The organism is Arenibacter troitsensis, assembly GCF_900177645.1.
GTDB classification, from domain to species: domain Bacteria; phylum Bacteroidota; class Bacteroidia; order Flavobacteriales; family Flavobacteriaceae; genus Arenibacter; species Arenibacter troitsensis.
Window position 1 is genome coordinate 112,909 of sequence record NZ_FXAO01000009.1, and the last position, 15,644, is coordinate 128,552.

Here is a 15,644-nt window from a genome sequence, read left to right on the forward strand (position 1 = left end):
AATAGTTGTAGCAAATGAAATATATAATTATAGTGCTTGCCTTTTTGGCTATGTCTTGTAATAACAAGGCAGATGATGCACACGCACATAATGCCGATGGTAGTCACATTGGAGAAGAAATTCCCCGATTGGACCACACCATTTGGACGGACAAAACAGAACTATTCGTAGAATTTCCTGCATTAATAGTTGGAAATGGAAGTAGATTCGCTGCTCATTTTACCGAAATGGACAGACACCAGCCTGTTAGGGAAGGTTCGGTAACCGTAAGCTTAATAAAAGATGGTAAGGGCATCAGGAATACGGCGGATGCACCCACATCACCTGGGATATTTTCACCTGCAATTCAGCCCAAGGAAGCAGGGAACTATCAGTTGGTCTTTGAATTAACTACGCCCGGATATTCAGATAAGATCGTTATTGATGATATTACTGTATATGCCAATGCAGATGAAGCCATAAAGGCCTTGGGTGCAGCCAAAGATGATGGGAGCATTTCATTTCTGAAGGAACAAGCTTGGAAAATAGACTTTCAAACAGCTGCTGCGGTCAATGGTAAAATCTATGATGTTATAAATACCTCAGGTGTTTGGATGCCTTCGCCCGGTTCCGTTAAGACAATGGCAGCAAAATCCAACGGGGTGGTGGATTTTGCAGTAAGCAATCTTACCGAGGGTACGCCAGTAAAAAAAGACCAATTATTGATCAATGTTAGCAGTCAAGGTTTGGCATCCAATAATTTGAGTATAGAAATTGCAAAGGCGCGTTCCAGTTTTGAACAGGCAAAGTCCGAATATGAACGTAAAAAGCAATTGTACGAATCGAAAATTGTTCCTAAAGCAGAGTTTGAAAAAGTAGAAAGCAATTTCAATATCGCCCGATCCAATTATCAAGGCCTTGCGGCTGGAGTGGCAGGTGACGGAAAGCAAATTCGGGCACCATTTGATGGTTATATCACAGCGATAAATGTTGCCAATGGGGATTATGTAGACCAAGGAGCAGCAATGGTAACTGTAGGAACGCTTCGGTCCAGGGTATTAAAGACCCAAATTGCACCTTCTTATGGACTCACCATGGAGAATGCACAAGGCATTTGGTATCAGACCAAGGATGGTCAATGGCGTAATGCTGCATCTTCTGGAGGTTTGATCCTTTCCATTGCTAAAGATGTAGATAACAACAGACCGCTAATTTCAGTATTCGCCAAGGTCAATGATGATATTGAAATGCCGGAAGGGAGCTTGACCCAGGTTCAAATTGCAATGGGCAACGCAACCCTAAACACAATGATTCCTGTAAATGCTTTGTTGGAAGATTACGGTAGCTATTCCGTTATGGTACAACTTTCAGGAGAAAGTTTTGAAAGAAGGCCTGTAAAAATTGGAAAGCGCAATGGAGAAAATGTTGAAATACTCCAAGGTCTGGAGATTGGGGAAGTGGTAGTAACCACAGGAGCATATCAGGTTAAAATGGCTTCAATGTCCGGTTCAACACCTGCACACGGTCACGAACATTAAAAAAATAGAAGAGAAATGTTAAACAAAATATTATCAATTTCACTTCAAAATAGATTGGTCATTCTATTGGGAGCGGTCGCATTGAGCGTGTTGGGTATTTATTATGCCAGGACAATGAACGTCGATGTATTCCCAGACCTTACGGCACCTACTGTAACCATTCTTACCGAAGCCCATGGAATGGAATCTGAAGAAGTTGAAAAATTAGTAACCTATCAACTGGAAACAGCCTTGAACGGCTCGCCAAATGTTCGAAGAATCCGTTCTTCATCGGCAGCAGGTATATCCATTGTTTGGGTAGAATTTGATTGGGGAACCGATATCTATCGTGCACGCCAAATTGTGAGCGAACGGATCCCAATGGTAAGGGAAAATTTACCAGAAGGAATAGGTGCGCCGACTATGGCTCCTATTTCATCCATTATGGGCGAAATAATGCTCATGGGAGTTACTTCGGATAGCCTTTCGGCAATGGAGCTCAGAACCCTTTCCGATTGGACCATTAGACCACGTATAAAAGCCATTGGTGGTATCGCCAATGTGGTGGTTATTGGTGGCGATTATAAGCAATACCAAGTATTTGCGAACCCTGAAAAGATGAAACATTACAATGTAAGTCTTTCAGAATTGGTAGAAAAGGTTAAAGAGGCCAATGCCAATGCACCAGGTGGTGTTATCAATCAATATGGGAACCAATACATTATCAAAGGAAGTGGTAGAGCCTATGTATTGGAGGATTTACAGGAAGCAGTTTTAAAACAGGTCAATGGTCAAACCATCAAAATTAAGGATGTGGCCACGGTGCAAATTGGAGCTGCCGACAAGATCGGGGATGGTTCATTGAATGCAAACCCTGCGGTGATCTTAACCATTTCAAAGCAACCGGATGTAAACACATTGGAACTTACAGATCGTTTGGATGAAGCTATTGCTGATTTACAGGCAACTTTGCCAAAAGGTGTAAACATCAAAAGTCAAATCTTTAGACAATCAGATTTTATTGATGCCTCGATCAGTAATTTGAATCAAACCTTAATGGAAGGTGCATTCTTTGTAATGATCATCCTTTTCATCTTTTTAATGAATTGGAGAACAACGGTAATTTCATTGCTTGCCATTCCTATTTCCTTATTGGTGTCCATTATCATCTTAAAATGGCTGGGTTATACTATTAATACCATGAGTTTAGGTGGGATGGCAATTGCTATAGGCGCCTTGGTGGATGATGCTATTATTGATGTGGAAAATGTGTATAGGCGCCTGCGAGAAAATATCAGAAAACCAAAGTCTGGTCGGCAATCGACAATTACGGTCGTTCGGGACGCTTCCGTAGAAATACGAAGTTCGATCATTATCGCCACCTTGATTATCATTGTATCATTTATACCGCTATTCTTTTTGAGCGGAATGGAAGGTCGCTTATTGCAACCGTTGGGCATTGCGTTTGTTACATCTGTTCTAACGTCTTTGATCGTGGCTGTAACGGTAACCCCAATATTATGTTCCTATTTGTTGGATAACGAAAAGCTTTTGAACAAACAAGCAGAGGGCACACGGGTGGAACGATGGTTACAGAAACATTATGGAAATACCTTGGAACGTGCCACAAAAATTCCAAAAGCTGTCATTGGTGTAACGGTCATTGCCTTTATTGTAAGTCTTTTAGTTTTAACACAATTGGGAAGAAGTTTTCTTCCAGAATTTAATGAAGGCTCTTTGGTAATTAGTGTGGTAGGACCCCCGGGAATGTCTTTGGAAGAGAGCAACAAAACAGGAAAATTGATAGAGACGATATTACTGGACCTGCCCGAAGTTGAAGTGGTTACCCGAAGACAAGGACGAGCAGAACTGGATGAACACGCACAAGGTGTAAATGCTTCAGAAATTGATGTGCCCTTTATTTTGAAAGACAAAACCAAGGAAGAATTTTTTGAAGAAGTCCGTACAAAATTAAGCATTGCCCCAGGGGTAAACATTACATTAGGGCAACCTATTGCTCACCGGATAGACCATATGCTATCGGGTACACGTGCCAATATTGCGATCAAGATTTATGGCTCCGACCTACAACGTTTATTTGAAGTAGGCAAGAGCGTAGAGAAGAGCATCAAAGATATTGATGGCTTGGCGGATGTAGCGGTAGACCAACAAATAGAAGTTCCGCAGATACGCATCAAACCTAAACGTCAAATTTTGGCAGCCTATGGAATGACGGTAGGCAATTTAATGGAGCAGGTAGATATTGCTTTTGCAGGTGAAGAAGCTGGTGAAATTTATGAAGGTCAACAATATTTCGGTCTGGTTGTGCGCTACGAAAAACCATTTAGGAATGACATTGAGAACATCAACAATACATTGGTAAGCCTTCCCAATGGAAAATACACAATATTAGGTGAATTGGCAACCGTTCAATCCGTGAGCAGTCCAAACACTATTAACCGAGAGGGTGTGCAACGTAAAATTGTAGTCGCTGCCAATGTACAGGGCAGGGATTTGCGAAGTGCCGTAAATGAAATAAAGGATGTTGTTGGCAGTAATGTAAAAATTCCGGAAGGTTACCGGGTGGAATATGGCGGACAGTTTGAAAGCGAATCCAAAGCATCCCAATTACTTATGTTCACTGCAGTCATTGCAATAGCTATCATTTTCTTGCTATTGTATTATGAATTTAAAGATGTAAAACTGGCATTTGTAGTATTGATCAATCTGCCTTTGGCTTTAATCGGTGGTATATTGATCGTGTACTTCACTTCCGGAATTATCAGTATCGCAGTGACCATAGGTTTTATTAGCCTTTTCGGTATCGCAACCCGAAATGGAATCCTTTTGGTTTCCAGATATGAGGATTTGAGAAAGGATGGAATGAAAGGTTTTCAATTGATAAAAACAGGAGCTTTAGATCGCCTAAACCCGATCTTAATGACGGCATTTACAACAGGTTTGGCATTGATTCCATTGGCACTAAAAGGCGGCGAGCCTGGTAGTGAAATACAAAGCCCTATGGCAGTGGTTATTTTGGGGGGATTGTTATCTGCGACCATTTTAAACTTGTTAGTAATTCCCTGTGTATATCAATTGATGGTTTCAAGAAATAATTAGATAGTTCTATCGTAACCCTTTAAAAACATAGGGTTACGATATTAACTTTATTTAAGTATTTGCTTAAATAATTACATGAATATATCTTTCCTGAAAATAATACTATAACACTTGAATTGAGTTGTACGCGCGCAGAGGCCAACCAAAAACAACTACACGCTGTCGCGAAACCCAAGGAACAAACTCAGAGGCAATTACCGCAATCTGCAAAGTCCTGGCCTTGGCCGGTAACGAAACGCGATTAAGGATACTTTTCTTTTTGAAAGAGGAAGGTGAGCTATGTCCCTGCGATTTTGTTGATATACTTGAAATGAGTGTACCCTCAGTTTCACAGCACATACGTAAAATGAAGGATGTAGGATTGATTACTTCGAGACGTGAGGGGCAGACCCTGTATTATTCACTGGTCCAGAATCATAACGAAGTATTGGACAATGTCTTTGCCAAAATTCAGAAAATAAAAAGGTAGCATAAAATGGAAACAGGAAAAACCTCGAACAAGGTCGCCTACGCCGGAATATTGACGGCCATAGCGGCATCAATATGTTGTATAACCTCGGTTATGGCATTGATTGCAGGAACCAGTGGAATCGCATCCACCTTTTCTTGGGTGGAACCATTTCGGCCCTATCTTATCGACATCATTGTACTCGTATTGGTCTTAGCCTGGTACCAGAAACTACGACCAAAAGCCCAGAAGGTAATTGGCTGTGCTTGTGAGGATGATGCAAAACCCTTCTTTTGGTAACCAAAGAGCTTTCTTTTAATAGTAACAGTTTTCGCGGGATTGATATTGGCATTTCCAAACTACTCGAATATGTTTTATGCACAGCCCGGTAAGGATGTTATTGACGTTTCACAATCCAATATCGTAAAGCATGTCTTTGATGTAGAAGGAATGACCTACGCAGGGTGTGAAGACACGTACAGAGCGAGGTCAACAAATTGGATGGCATTTTATCGGTCAAGGCCAGTTACGAAGATGCGCATACAGTAGTGAAGTATGAGAAGGCCAAAACCGATTTGGCCGCAATCCAAAAAGCCATTAACAGCACAGGATATAAAATTGTTGAATAATATAAAAATAAAGGTCTTTATTACTTTAAAATGCCCCAACCGTGGACATAAAAAAGAAGAGCAAATGCCCACGGATGCTTATCAATTTTTCTATGAATGCACAAGCTGCAAGAAAATGTTAAGGTCAAAAGATGACGATTGTTTCGTATAATGATATTATGGTATAACTGTTTGCCAGCTCGCCCAAAAAGGTGTTCATTATTGCTAAATATTTAAATTAAAATTCTGTTAATCTCAATTAATAATAACAAAATTTTGTATTTTTGCATGGTATGAAGAAAATCTTCCATAAGGTTTTAGCGGTTTCCATGGCGTTTGTGGTTATGATTACTACAATGTCCTTTACCATGGACATGCACTTTTGCGGAACATCTTTGGTAGATCTTTCATTCAATGGAGTTGCGGATAGCTGTGGGATGGAAAAAGAACAGCCTACACAAGATTGCGAAACGGAAATTACTTCAAAGTCTTGTTGTACAGAACACCAGTTGGTCAAGCAAGCTAATCAAGACCTCAAAATATCATTTGATAAAATTACTTTTGAGCAGCAAATTTTTGTTGCTGCATTTCTTTATTCTTATATTAATCTGTATGAGGGGTTTGATGAAAACATCAAACATTTTATTGACTACTCACCACCGTTTCTCAAACAGGACGCACAGACTCTCTACGAAGTATATTTGATTTGATTTTTAGACAGTTCCCGAAAACTATCGGGATATAAGCCCAACGGTACATCCGATATGGGCAACTTTTGTTGCGTTCAATATTCTGTACGCCCATCAACACACAAATGTATAACTGTCTAATTACCAGAATCCATGCTGAACAAAGGCATAAAATTTCTAATAGAAAATAAGCTCGTTGCGGTTCTAATGCTTACTCTTTTTGTAGGCTGGGGCATTGTCAACTCCCCTTTTAATTGGGATACAGGATTTTTACCTACAGATCCGGTTGCTGTGGATGCTATTCCTGATATAGGTGAAAATCAGCAAATAGTTTTTACCAAGTGGGAGGGAAGGTCCCCTCAGGATATAGAGGATCAAATTACTTATCCACTTACTACCTCGATACTTGGAATCCCAGGAGTAAAAACGATACGTAGCTCCTCCATGTTCGGTTTTTCAAGTATCTATATCATTTTTGAAGAAGATATTGAATTCTATTGGTCACGAAGTCGAATCTTGGAAAAACTTAATTCCTTACCCAGCGGACTATTACCTGACAATGTAAATCCTGCACTAGGTCCCGATGCTACTGGTCTGGGGCAGATTTTTTGGTATACGTTGGAAGGTCGGGATAAAGATGGTAATGTTACCGGGGGATGGGATCTTCAGGAATTAAGAAGTATTCAGGACTATTACGTAAAATATGCGCTTTCTTCTGCTGCAGGTGTTTCAGAAGTAGCCTCCATTGGTGGATATGTTAAGGAGTACCAAGTGGACGTAAATCCTGAAATTATGCGGCAGTACAATATTAGCTTGAGCGATATTGTCAAAGCCGTTAAAAAATCTAATCAGGATATAGGTGCCCAGACCTTGGAGATTAATCAAGCCGAATACTTGGTGCGTGGCCTTGGCTATGTCGAGTCTATTGAGGATATTGAAAATGCAGTTGTAAGTTCAGAAAATTTCACTTCCCTCCGCATTAAGGATTTAGGCAAGGTACACATGGGGCCGGCCCCTCGTCGTGGAATATTGGACAAGGAAGGAGCCGAAGTTGTTGGTGGAGTAGTAGTAGCTAGGTATGGCTCAAACCCTTTAGAAGTCATTAACAATGTTAAAAAACAAATTGAGGAGTTGGCCGCTGGTCTACCATCAAAGCAGTTAGAGGATGGTACAACTTCGCAGGTGACCATAGTTCCTTTCTACGATAGAACGGAATTGATACATGAAACCCTGGGAACACTTAATGAAGCCTTGACCTTGGAAATTCTCATTACTATTTTAGTCATAATTGTAATGATATTCAATTTAAGGGCTTCCATACTTATTTCCGGTTTATTACCTGTAGCTGTATTAATGGTTTTTGTTACCATGAAGCTTTTTAATGTGGATGCCAATATTGTTGCCCTATCAGGTATCGCAATTGCAATCGGTACCATGGTGGATGTTGGGGTAATTCTCGCCGAAAATATGATAAGACACTTGGAAGATGAGAAGTTGCGTCATAACGAAAACGGCACCGAATATACGATCAACGAAATTATTTATAATGCCACTTCAGAAGTTTCCGGTGCCATTTTAACCGCCGTACTTACAACTATTATAAGCTTTGTACCTGTATTTACAATGATAGGTGCGGAGGGCAAACTCTTCCGTCCATTGGCCTTCACCAAAACCATGGCACTTACGGCCTCATTGATTATAGCACTGTTTTTAATTCCCCCATTTGCGGCAGTGTTCTTTAAAAAGAACAACCTTAAACAAAATTCTAAATATATTTTAAATGCCATCCTCGTTATGCTTGGCATCACAGCCATCTTTTATGGATATTGGCTTGGGTTGATTCTGATAGCTTTTGCAACAACCGCGTTTTTGGGTATACTGGGGAAAGTTTCCTCTAAAAGAGCAAATTTGATCAATATTATCATATCGGTTGTAGCCATAATACTGCTGCTTGCGGCGTATTGGAGGCCTCTTGGTTTTGATCGAAGCATATTCATGAACCTGATCTTCGTTAGTATTATCTGTTTTGGTCTGTTGGGAAGTTTCTCGATTTTCAGAAACTATTACTCCCGTATTCTCCAATGGGCGCTGGCAAACAAATTACTCTTCTTGATAATTCCTACCACGGTTTTAACATTGGGATTTATTATCATGAAAAATACCGGCAAGGAATTTATGCCCTCTTTAAACGAAGGTTCATTTTTATTAATGCCTACATCATTACCTCATGCAGGTGTAGAAGAGAATAAGCGCGTGCTACAACAGCTAGATATGGCCGTAGCAAGCATTCCCGAAATTGAAACTGTAGTAGGTAAATCCGGACGAACAGAATCGGCATTGGACCCTGCACCTCTTTCCATGTACGAAAATGTAATTCAATACAAATCGGAGTACATGCGTAATTCGAAAGGAGAACGCCAACGGTATAAAGTTAATGAGGATGGCCTTTTTGTTTTGAAAAATGGCAATTTTAATATTAATCACAATAACAAATTGGACGGTGACAAACATTACGAGGAGTATCAATTGCAAACAATAGTAACCAATGATGACCTGGTTCCAGATAATAACGGTGAATATTATAGGAACTGGCGACCAAAAATAAAATCTCCTGACGATATCTGGAACGAAATTGTAAGGGTAACTAAATTTCCTGGAATTACCTCCGCTCCTAAATTGCAACCCATAGAAACACGTTTGGTGATGCTGCAAACTGGTATGCGCGCACCAATGGGCATAAAAGTAAAGGGTCAGGATTTACAGGAAATTGAAGCCTTTGGTCTGCAATTGGAAAAAATCCTTAAACAGGTAGATGGCGTAAAAGAACAGGCCGTATTTGCAGACCGTATCGTTGGTAAGCCCTATTTATTGATAGATATCGATCGTAAGCAACTTGCTCGTTATGGCATATCTGTAATGGACGTACAAGAAGTTCTACAAGTAGCGGTGGGCGGAATGCCTTTGACCCAAACTGTTGAAGGCAGGGAACGGTACTCAATAAGGGTTCGTTATCCAAGGGAGTTACGGGAAAATCCAACGGATCTCGAAAACATATATGTTCCAGTTGAAAAAGGAAGTCCCGTGCCATTGGGCCAATTGGTAAATATAAGATACGAACAAGGGCCACAAGTCATCAAAAGCGAAGACACCTTTTTAGTTGGCTATGTTTTGTTTGACAAACTTGATGGCTTTGCAGAAGTAAATGTGGTAGAGAATGCCCAGACCATAATCAAGGGAAGAATAGATGGCGGAGAACTAGTGGTTCCTAAGGGAATTACTTATCAATTTACCGGAACCTACGAAAACCAATTACGCGCAGAAAAAACGCTATCTATTGTGGTTCCTTTGGCATTAGCCATTATCTTTTTGATACTATATTTTCAGTTTAGATCCGTAGCAACCTCCCTAATGGTATTTACGGGAATTACAGTGGCTTTTGCTGGCGGATTCATCATGATATGGCTATACGGCCAAGAGTGGTTTTTAAACTTCAGTTTTTTCGGAGAAAACCTTAGGGATCTGTTTAACATGAAAACAATCAATCTAAGTGTGGCCGTATGGGTAGGATTTATTGCCCTGTTTGGTATTGCTACAGATGATGGGGTAGTCATGGCCACTTACCTAACACAAACTTTTGACAGAGAAAATCCAACCGATAAAAAGGGGATACGCATAGCTGCTCTAGAGGCAGCGGAAAAACGTATTAGACCCTGTTTAATGACCACAGTCACAACAATCCTTGCCCTCCTGCCCGTAATGACGTCTACCGGAAAAGGCAGTGATATAATGATCCCAATGGCAATCCCCATTTTTGGGGGAATGGTCATAGATATCACTTCTTATTTTATTGTACCGGTACTTTATAGTTGGAAAAAGGAATTTCAATTAAAAAGAGTAAGTAAATGAAAAATATTAAAATCCTCATTTGTTTAATAATGGTTTCGACTTGGGCAGAAGCACAGGATCTGCAATCTTATATTCTGGAGGCTCAGGAAAATAATCCACAGATACAGGCCTTTAATCTAAAATATAGCATTGCCCAAGAGAAGGTAAACGAGGTAAATACGCTACCCAACACCAACCTGAGCGCAGGCTATTTTGTAAGTGAACCGGAAACACGAACTGGAGCACAACGGGCCAGGTTTTCGGTATCGCAGATGTTGCCCTGGTTTGGGACCATAACAGCTCGGCAAAATTATGCTGTTTCAATGTCCAATGTGGATTACATAGAAATAGCTATCGCCAAACGTAAATTGGCGCTTGCTGTGGCCCAATCTTATTACCAATTGCATGCCATTGAAGCAAAGCAAAAGGTACTAGATCAGAACATACAATTACTGAAAACGTATGAGCGATTGGCATTGACTTCGGTGGAAGTAGGTAAGGCTTCGGCCGTTGATGTACTGAAATTACAAATACGTCAAAATGAATTACGCCAACAAAGGGAAATTTTGGATCAGGACTACGTGGCCGAAAAATCTAATTTCAACAATCTTTTAAATAGAAAGACAACCATGTCTATAGGTATTGTTTCGGAAATGACCCTTCCCTTGGAGGACCCTATTTACTTAGGGAATGGATTGGAACTTAACCCTGAAATCCTGAAGTACGATGAATTGTATGAATCCATAGTCCAATCAGAATTGCTCAACAAAAAGGATGGTGCTCCCAATATTGGTTTTGGAGTGGATTTCATTCCTGTTCAGGAAAGACCGGACATGAATTTTGAAGATAATGGGAAAGATATTGTGATGCCCATGGTAACTTTCTCTTTCCCTATTTTTAACAATCGTATTAAATCTGTTTCCAAGCAAAACGAAATGCGTCTAAAAGAAACCGAATTGCAAAAAAATGAGCGCATTAATCTACTTCAATCAGCATTGGCAAAGGCTGAGTCAGTTCGTAATGAGGCACGTATCAAGTATAACACCCAACAAATCAATCTAAAACAGTCCAAAAATGCTGAAGAAATTCTTATGAAAAATTATGAGACTGGTACTATTGATTTTAATGATGTGCTGGATATTCAGGAATTGCAGTTAAAATTTCAATTGAACCAAGTCGAATCAGTGCAATTGTATTACGTACAATCGGCAATTATTAACTATTTAATCAATTGATTATGGTCAAGGATTTCTACATAAATAATATGGTTTATGACAGGTGTATAAAGGGGTTGAAAGACGAATTTCATGCACATAACATTGAATTGCTTCAGGTAGAATTAGGCCGTTTGCGATTGGATATTGAAGACCATTATGTAGATAAACTCGAAACTTTATTGAAAGAACACGGTTTTGCACTCATCATTTCGACCGAGGATAAATTGACGGAGAAAGTAAAAATTGAATTGATAAAGTTACTGAATATGATGCCACTTGAAAATAAAGGTAAGCTATCAGATATTCTTGCGGATAAATTACAAAGGGACTATTCGAAAATCAGCAAGGTGTTTTCCACTACAGAGGGCATCACTATTGAAAAATATTTTATCAAGCTGAAGATAGAAAAGATCAAGGAACTTATCCAGACACCGGAATACAATTTTATGGAAATAAGCCAGATGCTCGATTACAGCAACGTCAATCATTTAAGCAAACAATTTAAAAGCGAGACTGGGATGAGCCTGAGAGATTATAAGAATGGCCGGAAAAATTTTAGAAATCCTTTGGACAAAATTGTATAGATATGAGCCAGAATTAGGATACAACATACTGAATGCCAGTAATATTTTTATTGAACAATAACAATGAAAACACTATGAAATTGCTAAGAATTATCACATTACTCCTGTCTTCTTCCACGGTATTCGCCCAAGTGGGAACCAACGGGCAGGATAGAAAGGAAGAGGGGCGACCAGTCAAGGAATACAGCCTTGTTTTGGAAAATAATAGAATAACACTTGGAGGAGTAACGGCAAACGGGATGACCATCAATGGCAGTATTCCCGGACCTACATTGGAATTTACTGAAGGTGACCTCGCCATCATAAACGTGACCAATAAAATGGACGTGGAAACCTCTGTCCACTGGCACGGATTGATACTGCCTAACTTTTATGATGGCGTACCCTATTTGACTACCCCACCAATAGAACCTGGAACCACTTTTCAATATAGAATACCCATTAACCAATCGGGTACCTACTGGTACCATTCGCATACGATGCTCCAAGAACAAAAGGGTGTTTATGGTTCCATTATGATTCAGCCCAAGGAAAAAACATTGGAATATGATAAGGATTTGGTCGTGGTACTCTCTGACTGGACCAACGAAAAACCAATGAACGTACTGCGAAACCTTAAGCGCGGGAATGAGTGGTATCAAGTCAAAAAAGGTACGGCGGTTCCTTTAGGGAGGGTCATCAAAGAGGGTGCATTTGGTGCTCAACTCAAGTTTTGGAGAGACCGTATGGAAGGTGCTGATATAGCCGATATCTATTATCCGGCATTTCTGACCAATGGGAAAACTTTGGCGGAATATCCAGAATTCGAGGCGGGCGAAAAAGTGCGGCTTCGTTTTATCAATGCATCCGCCTCTACCTATTATTGGATGGATTTCGGAGGCGGAAATCCTATGGTGGTCTCCGGCGACGGTATTGATGTGGAACCTGTATTCAAAAGTCGTTTTCTTTTTGGCATTGCAGAGACCTATGATGTTATAGTTACCGTTCCCGAGGGTACTTTGGAGGTTACTGCAACGGCACAGGATGGCTCTGGAAGTACTTCGTTGCGCTTGGGCCAAGGAACCCTGTATCCGGCAAAAAGAATCGACAGGCCCGATAAGGTGGCAATGATGAAACAGATGGCCAAAATGAATATGAAAATGGGCGCACCTGCAATGGCCGGTAACAAAAAGAAGAACACGCCGGAATATCTTATGCAAAAGTACGGAATGAATATGGATATGAAAGACGGCAAGATGAATATGGGAATGCACGATAAGATGTCAATGAATAATGGCCAAATGGATAAAATGAAAATGGATGACCAAAAACCTATGGATATGAATGAAAAACATATGCAAATGGAGATGGACAAAAAGATGGACGGTATGGAGGGAATGAACCCGCCTGCCGGACGGGCAGGAAAGGATTCAATGCCTATGAACCAAAAGAACGCATCCAATAAAATGAAGGGTCATATGGGTCACAATATGTTTATGATGAAGAAAGACACTTCATCTTTCGATTATGATACCCGAAAAACCTACTTCAACTATGATTTCTTAAAGGCAACCGAAAATACGACCTACAATGCTGATTTGCCCGTGAACGATATTCTATTGAACCTGACCGGGAATATGCAAAGGTATGTATGGAGTATGAACGGTGTGCCGCTTTCAGAAACGGATAAAATTAAAATCAAAGGAAGTGAAGTAACCCGCATTACGCTCAACAACCTTACAATGATGCACCACCCGATGCACCTACACGGTCATTATTTTAGGGTAATCAACGAAAATGGCGAACGTTCCCCATTAAAGCATACCGTCAATGTGCCACCGATGCAGAAAGTGGTCATCGAGTTTTACAACGAGGAGTATGGCGATTGGTTCTTTCACTGCCACATCCTGTACCATATGATGGGTGGTATGGCACGCATTTTCAGTTATGATACCCCAAGGGATGAAAGGATGCAGGATTTTCCTGTTCAAAAACTGATTGACGAAACAGACCATTATTATTCGTGGGGGATGGCGCGCTTGGGCTCAAACTTCAATGAACTCTTTTTAATGTCAAGCAATATCCGCAACGAGTTCGGACTACGGGCTGAATTTGACTATGACAAAAACCTTGAAGCCGAAGTAAACTATAACAGATACCTTAATGATTGGGTGCGCCTATACGTAGGGGTAAATACCGAAACCTCCACACTCGATTCTTATAACACCTTTAATACGGTAGGTTTGGTGGGTTTAAAATACTTTACTCCGTACCGCTTCAATGTAGATGTGAGTATGGACCACCAACTAAGGCCAAGAATTCGTCTGGATAGGGAATTCTTGATTTTTCCGAGAATTTTTCTGGAAGGGGAATACGAATACCGAGCCGACTTAGTTTGGGTGAACGATATTGGGGATTCATCTTATCAAAGCGAAACGCAGTGGTTGGTGGGAGCCTCTTATATCCTATCCCGAAATTTTTCAATACAAGCAAATTACAACAACCGATATGGCTGGGGTGGCGGCCTTTTAGCCCGATTTTAACAAGTAACAATTTAAAACAAACAAAATGAAGTCAGTAAAAAGAACAATGAGTACAATGGCACTTGCCGCTGTAATGATTGCAACAGTTTCCTGTAAAGATGGGAACAAAAAAGAAGCTACAACACCGGTGAGCACTGAAATGCATCAAAAAACCATGGATGACAAAGAAGATATGGCTATGGGCAAAAGTCAAGATGCCAAGGCGGAAGCGATATTGAAGGATTATTTCAGCTTGAAGGACGCCTTGGTCAACGATGACAATTCCCTAGCAAAGGAACTGGGAAATATGTTGGCACAATCGCTCAAATCCTTTGATGCATCAAGTTATTCCGATAACGAGCAAAACGAATTGAAAGACATTATCGAAGATGCAACAGAACACGCAGAGCATATTGGAGAGAGTGACATTAATCACCAACGCGAGCACTTTAAGACGCTAAGTAAGGATATGACCGATATAGTGGCCATTACGGGAACCTCGATGACCATTTATGAACAGTTCTGTCCTATGTATGACAAGGGAACTGCTTGGTTAAGTGCTAGCAAGGAGATTATGAACCCTTACTACGGAAGCCAAATGTTGACTTGCGGAAAAGTGCAGAAAGAGATTAATTAAGTGAATGCTTTAAAATTCATAGTGATTTTTTTTTTGGTTGTGATGGTGGGTATCCAATTTATACCCACCAATCCCAACCAAAGTGATGTTGTTCCCGATACTGATTTTATGTTGGTCAATAAGGTGCCATCCAAGATTCGGGGAATCATAGAGGTTTCATGCTATGATTGTCACAGCAATAACACCAAGTATCCGTGGTACAATAAAATTCAACCCGCGGCATGGTACTTGGAAAGTCACATTAATGAAGGAAAATCGGTATTGAACTTCAATGAATGGGGGACACTATCTGATAGAAGGAAGAAAAGCAAATTAAAGTCGATCAAGAGTCAGATCAAAAATGGAAAAATGCCAATGCAATCTTATACTTTTATTCATAAGGATGCGACGCTGTCAGGTGATGATAGGACATATATCGCAAAATATTTACAAGAACTTAGCAGCAGTATAAAGTGAAGT

11 protein-coding genes and 1 pseudogene are annotated in these 15,644 nt (G+C 40.3%); all 12 read left to right on the forward strand.

All coding sequences use genetic code 11. From position 1 onward, the window contains the following. The first annotated feature begins 14 nt into the window (after nt 1–14). The gene (locus tag B9Y87_RS18490) at nt 15–1,517 is read left to right on the forward strand and encodes an efflux RND transporter periplasmic adaptor subunit (RefSeq protein WP_085500453.1); all 1,503 of its coding nucleotides are present in this window, start codon (nt 15–17) and stop codon (nt 1,515–1,517) included. A gap of 15 nt (nt 1,518–1,532) precedes the next feature. Further along, nucleotides 1,533–4,616, forward strand: coding sequence for an efflux RND transporter permease subunit (locus B9Y87_RS18495; RefSeq protein ID WP_085500454.1), 3,084 nt, complete (start codon nt 1,533–1,535; stop codon nt 4,614–4,616). A 121-nt stretch (nt 4,617–4,737) separates the two neighbouring features. Continuing rightward, the gene (locus B9Y87_RS18500) at nt 4,738–5,085 is read left to right on the forward strand and encodes an ArsR/SmtB family transcription factor (protein ID WP_317045139.1); all 348 of its coding nucleotides are present in this window, start codon (nt 4,738–4,740) and stop codon (nt 5,083–5,085) included. Between the two features lie 6 nt (nt 5,086–5,091). Next, nucleotides 5,092–5,693: pseudogene (merTP, locus tag B9Y87_RS18505) on the forward strand (mercuric transport protein MerTP). After that, entirely contained in the window at nt 5,620–5,844 is a 225-nt protein-coding gene (locus B9Y87_RS22400; RefSeq protein WP_317045140.1) for a GDCCVxC domain-containing (seleno)protein, read from the forward strand. The pseudogene merTP and the gene B9Y87_RS22400 overlap by 74 nt, the downstream one beginning before the upstream one ends. 121 nt (nt 5,845–5,965) lie before the next feature. Beyond that, entirely contained in the window at nt 5,966–6,382 is a 417-nt protein-coding gene (locus B9Y87_RS18510; RefSeq protein WP_085500455.1) for an HYC_CC_PP family protein, read from the forward strand. Between the two features lie 132 nt (nt 6,383–6,514). Further along, nucleotides 6,515–10,267 carry an efflux RND transporter permease subunit gene (locus B9Y87_RS18515; protein WP_085500456.1) on the forward strand — a complete coding sequence of 1,251 codons (3,753 nt, stop codon included), beginning with the start codon at nt 6,515–6,517 and terminating at the stop codon, nt 10,265–10,267. Further along, the gene (locus tag B9Y87_RS18520) at nt 10,264–11,481 is read left to right on the forward strand and encodes a TolC family protein (protein WP_085500457.1); all 1,218 of its coding nucleotides are present in this window, start codon (nt 10,264–10,266) and stop codon (nt 11,479–11,481) included. Before B9Y87_RS18515 ends, B9Y87_RS18520 begins: the two co-directional genes overlap by 4 nt. 2 nt (nt 11,482–11,483) lie before the next feature. Continuing rightward, nucleotides 11,484–12,047, forward strand: coding sequence for a helix-turn-helix domain-containing protein (locus B9Y87_RS18525; RefSeq protein WP_085500458.1), 564 nt, complete (start codon nt 11,484–11,486; stop codon nt 12,045–12,047). Between the two features lie 74 nt (nt 12,048–12,121). Next, entirely contained in the window at nt 12,122–14,569 is a 2,448-nt protein-coding gene (locus B9Y87_RS18530; RefSeq protein WP_085500491.1) for a multicopper oxidase domain-containing protein, read from the forward strand. Between the two features lie 25 nt (nt 14,570–14,594). Further along, complete coding sequence (locus tag B9Y87_RS18535) at nt 14,595–15,185, forward strand: DUF3347 domain-containing protein (protein ID WP_085500459.1); 591 nt, start codon at nt 14,595–14,597, stop codon at nt 15,183–15,185. Then, the gene (locus B9Y87_RS18540) at nt 15,186–15,641 is read left to right on the forward strand and encodes a heme-binding domain-containing protein (protein WP_245808747.1); all 456 of its coding nucleotides are present in this window, start codon (nt 15,186–15,188) and stop codon (nt 15,639–15,641) included. Nucleotides 15,642–15,644: the final 3 nt, after the last annotated feature.

Excerpts from the sequence above, each read along its gene's own strand:
- B9Y87_RS18495 (WP_085500454.1), top strand. The coding sequence starts at position 1,533 with ATGTTAAACAAAATATTATCAATTTCACTTCAAAATAGATTGGTCATT.
- B9Y87_RS22400 (WP_317045140.1), top strand. The coding sequence starts at position 5,620 with ATGAGAAGGCCAAAACCGATTTGGCCGCAATCCAAAAAGCCATTAACA.
- B9Y87_RS18525 (WP_085500458.1), top strand. The coding sequence starts at position 11,484 with ATGGTCAAGGATTTCTACATAAATAATATGGTTTATGACAGGTGTATA.
- B9Y87_RS18535 (WP_085500459.1), top strand. The coding sequence starts at position 14,595 with ATGAAGTCAGTAAAAAGAACAATGAGTACAATGGCACTTGCCGCTGTA.
- B9Y87_RS18490 (WP_085500453.1), top strand. The coding sequence starts at position 15 with ATGAAATATATAATTATAGTGCTTGCCTTTTTGGCTATGTCTTGTAAT.
- B9Y87_RS18515 (WP_085500456.1), top strand. The coding sequence starts at position 6,515 with ATGCTGAACAAAGGCATAAAATTTCTAATAGAAAATAAGCTCGTTGCG.
- B9Y87_RS18520 (WP_085500457.1), top strand. The coding sequence starts at position 10,264 with ATGAAAAATATTAAAATCCTCATTTGTTTAATAATGGTTTCGACTTGG.
- B9Y87_RS18530 (WP_085500491.1), top strand. The coding sequence starts at position 12,122 with ATGAAATTGCTAAGAATTATCACATTACTCCTGTCTTCTTCCACGGTA.
- B9Y87_RS18510 (WP_085500455.1), top strand. The coding sequence starts at position 5,966 with ATGAAGAAAATCTTCCATAAGGTTTTAGCGGTTTCCATGGCGTTTGTG.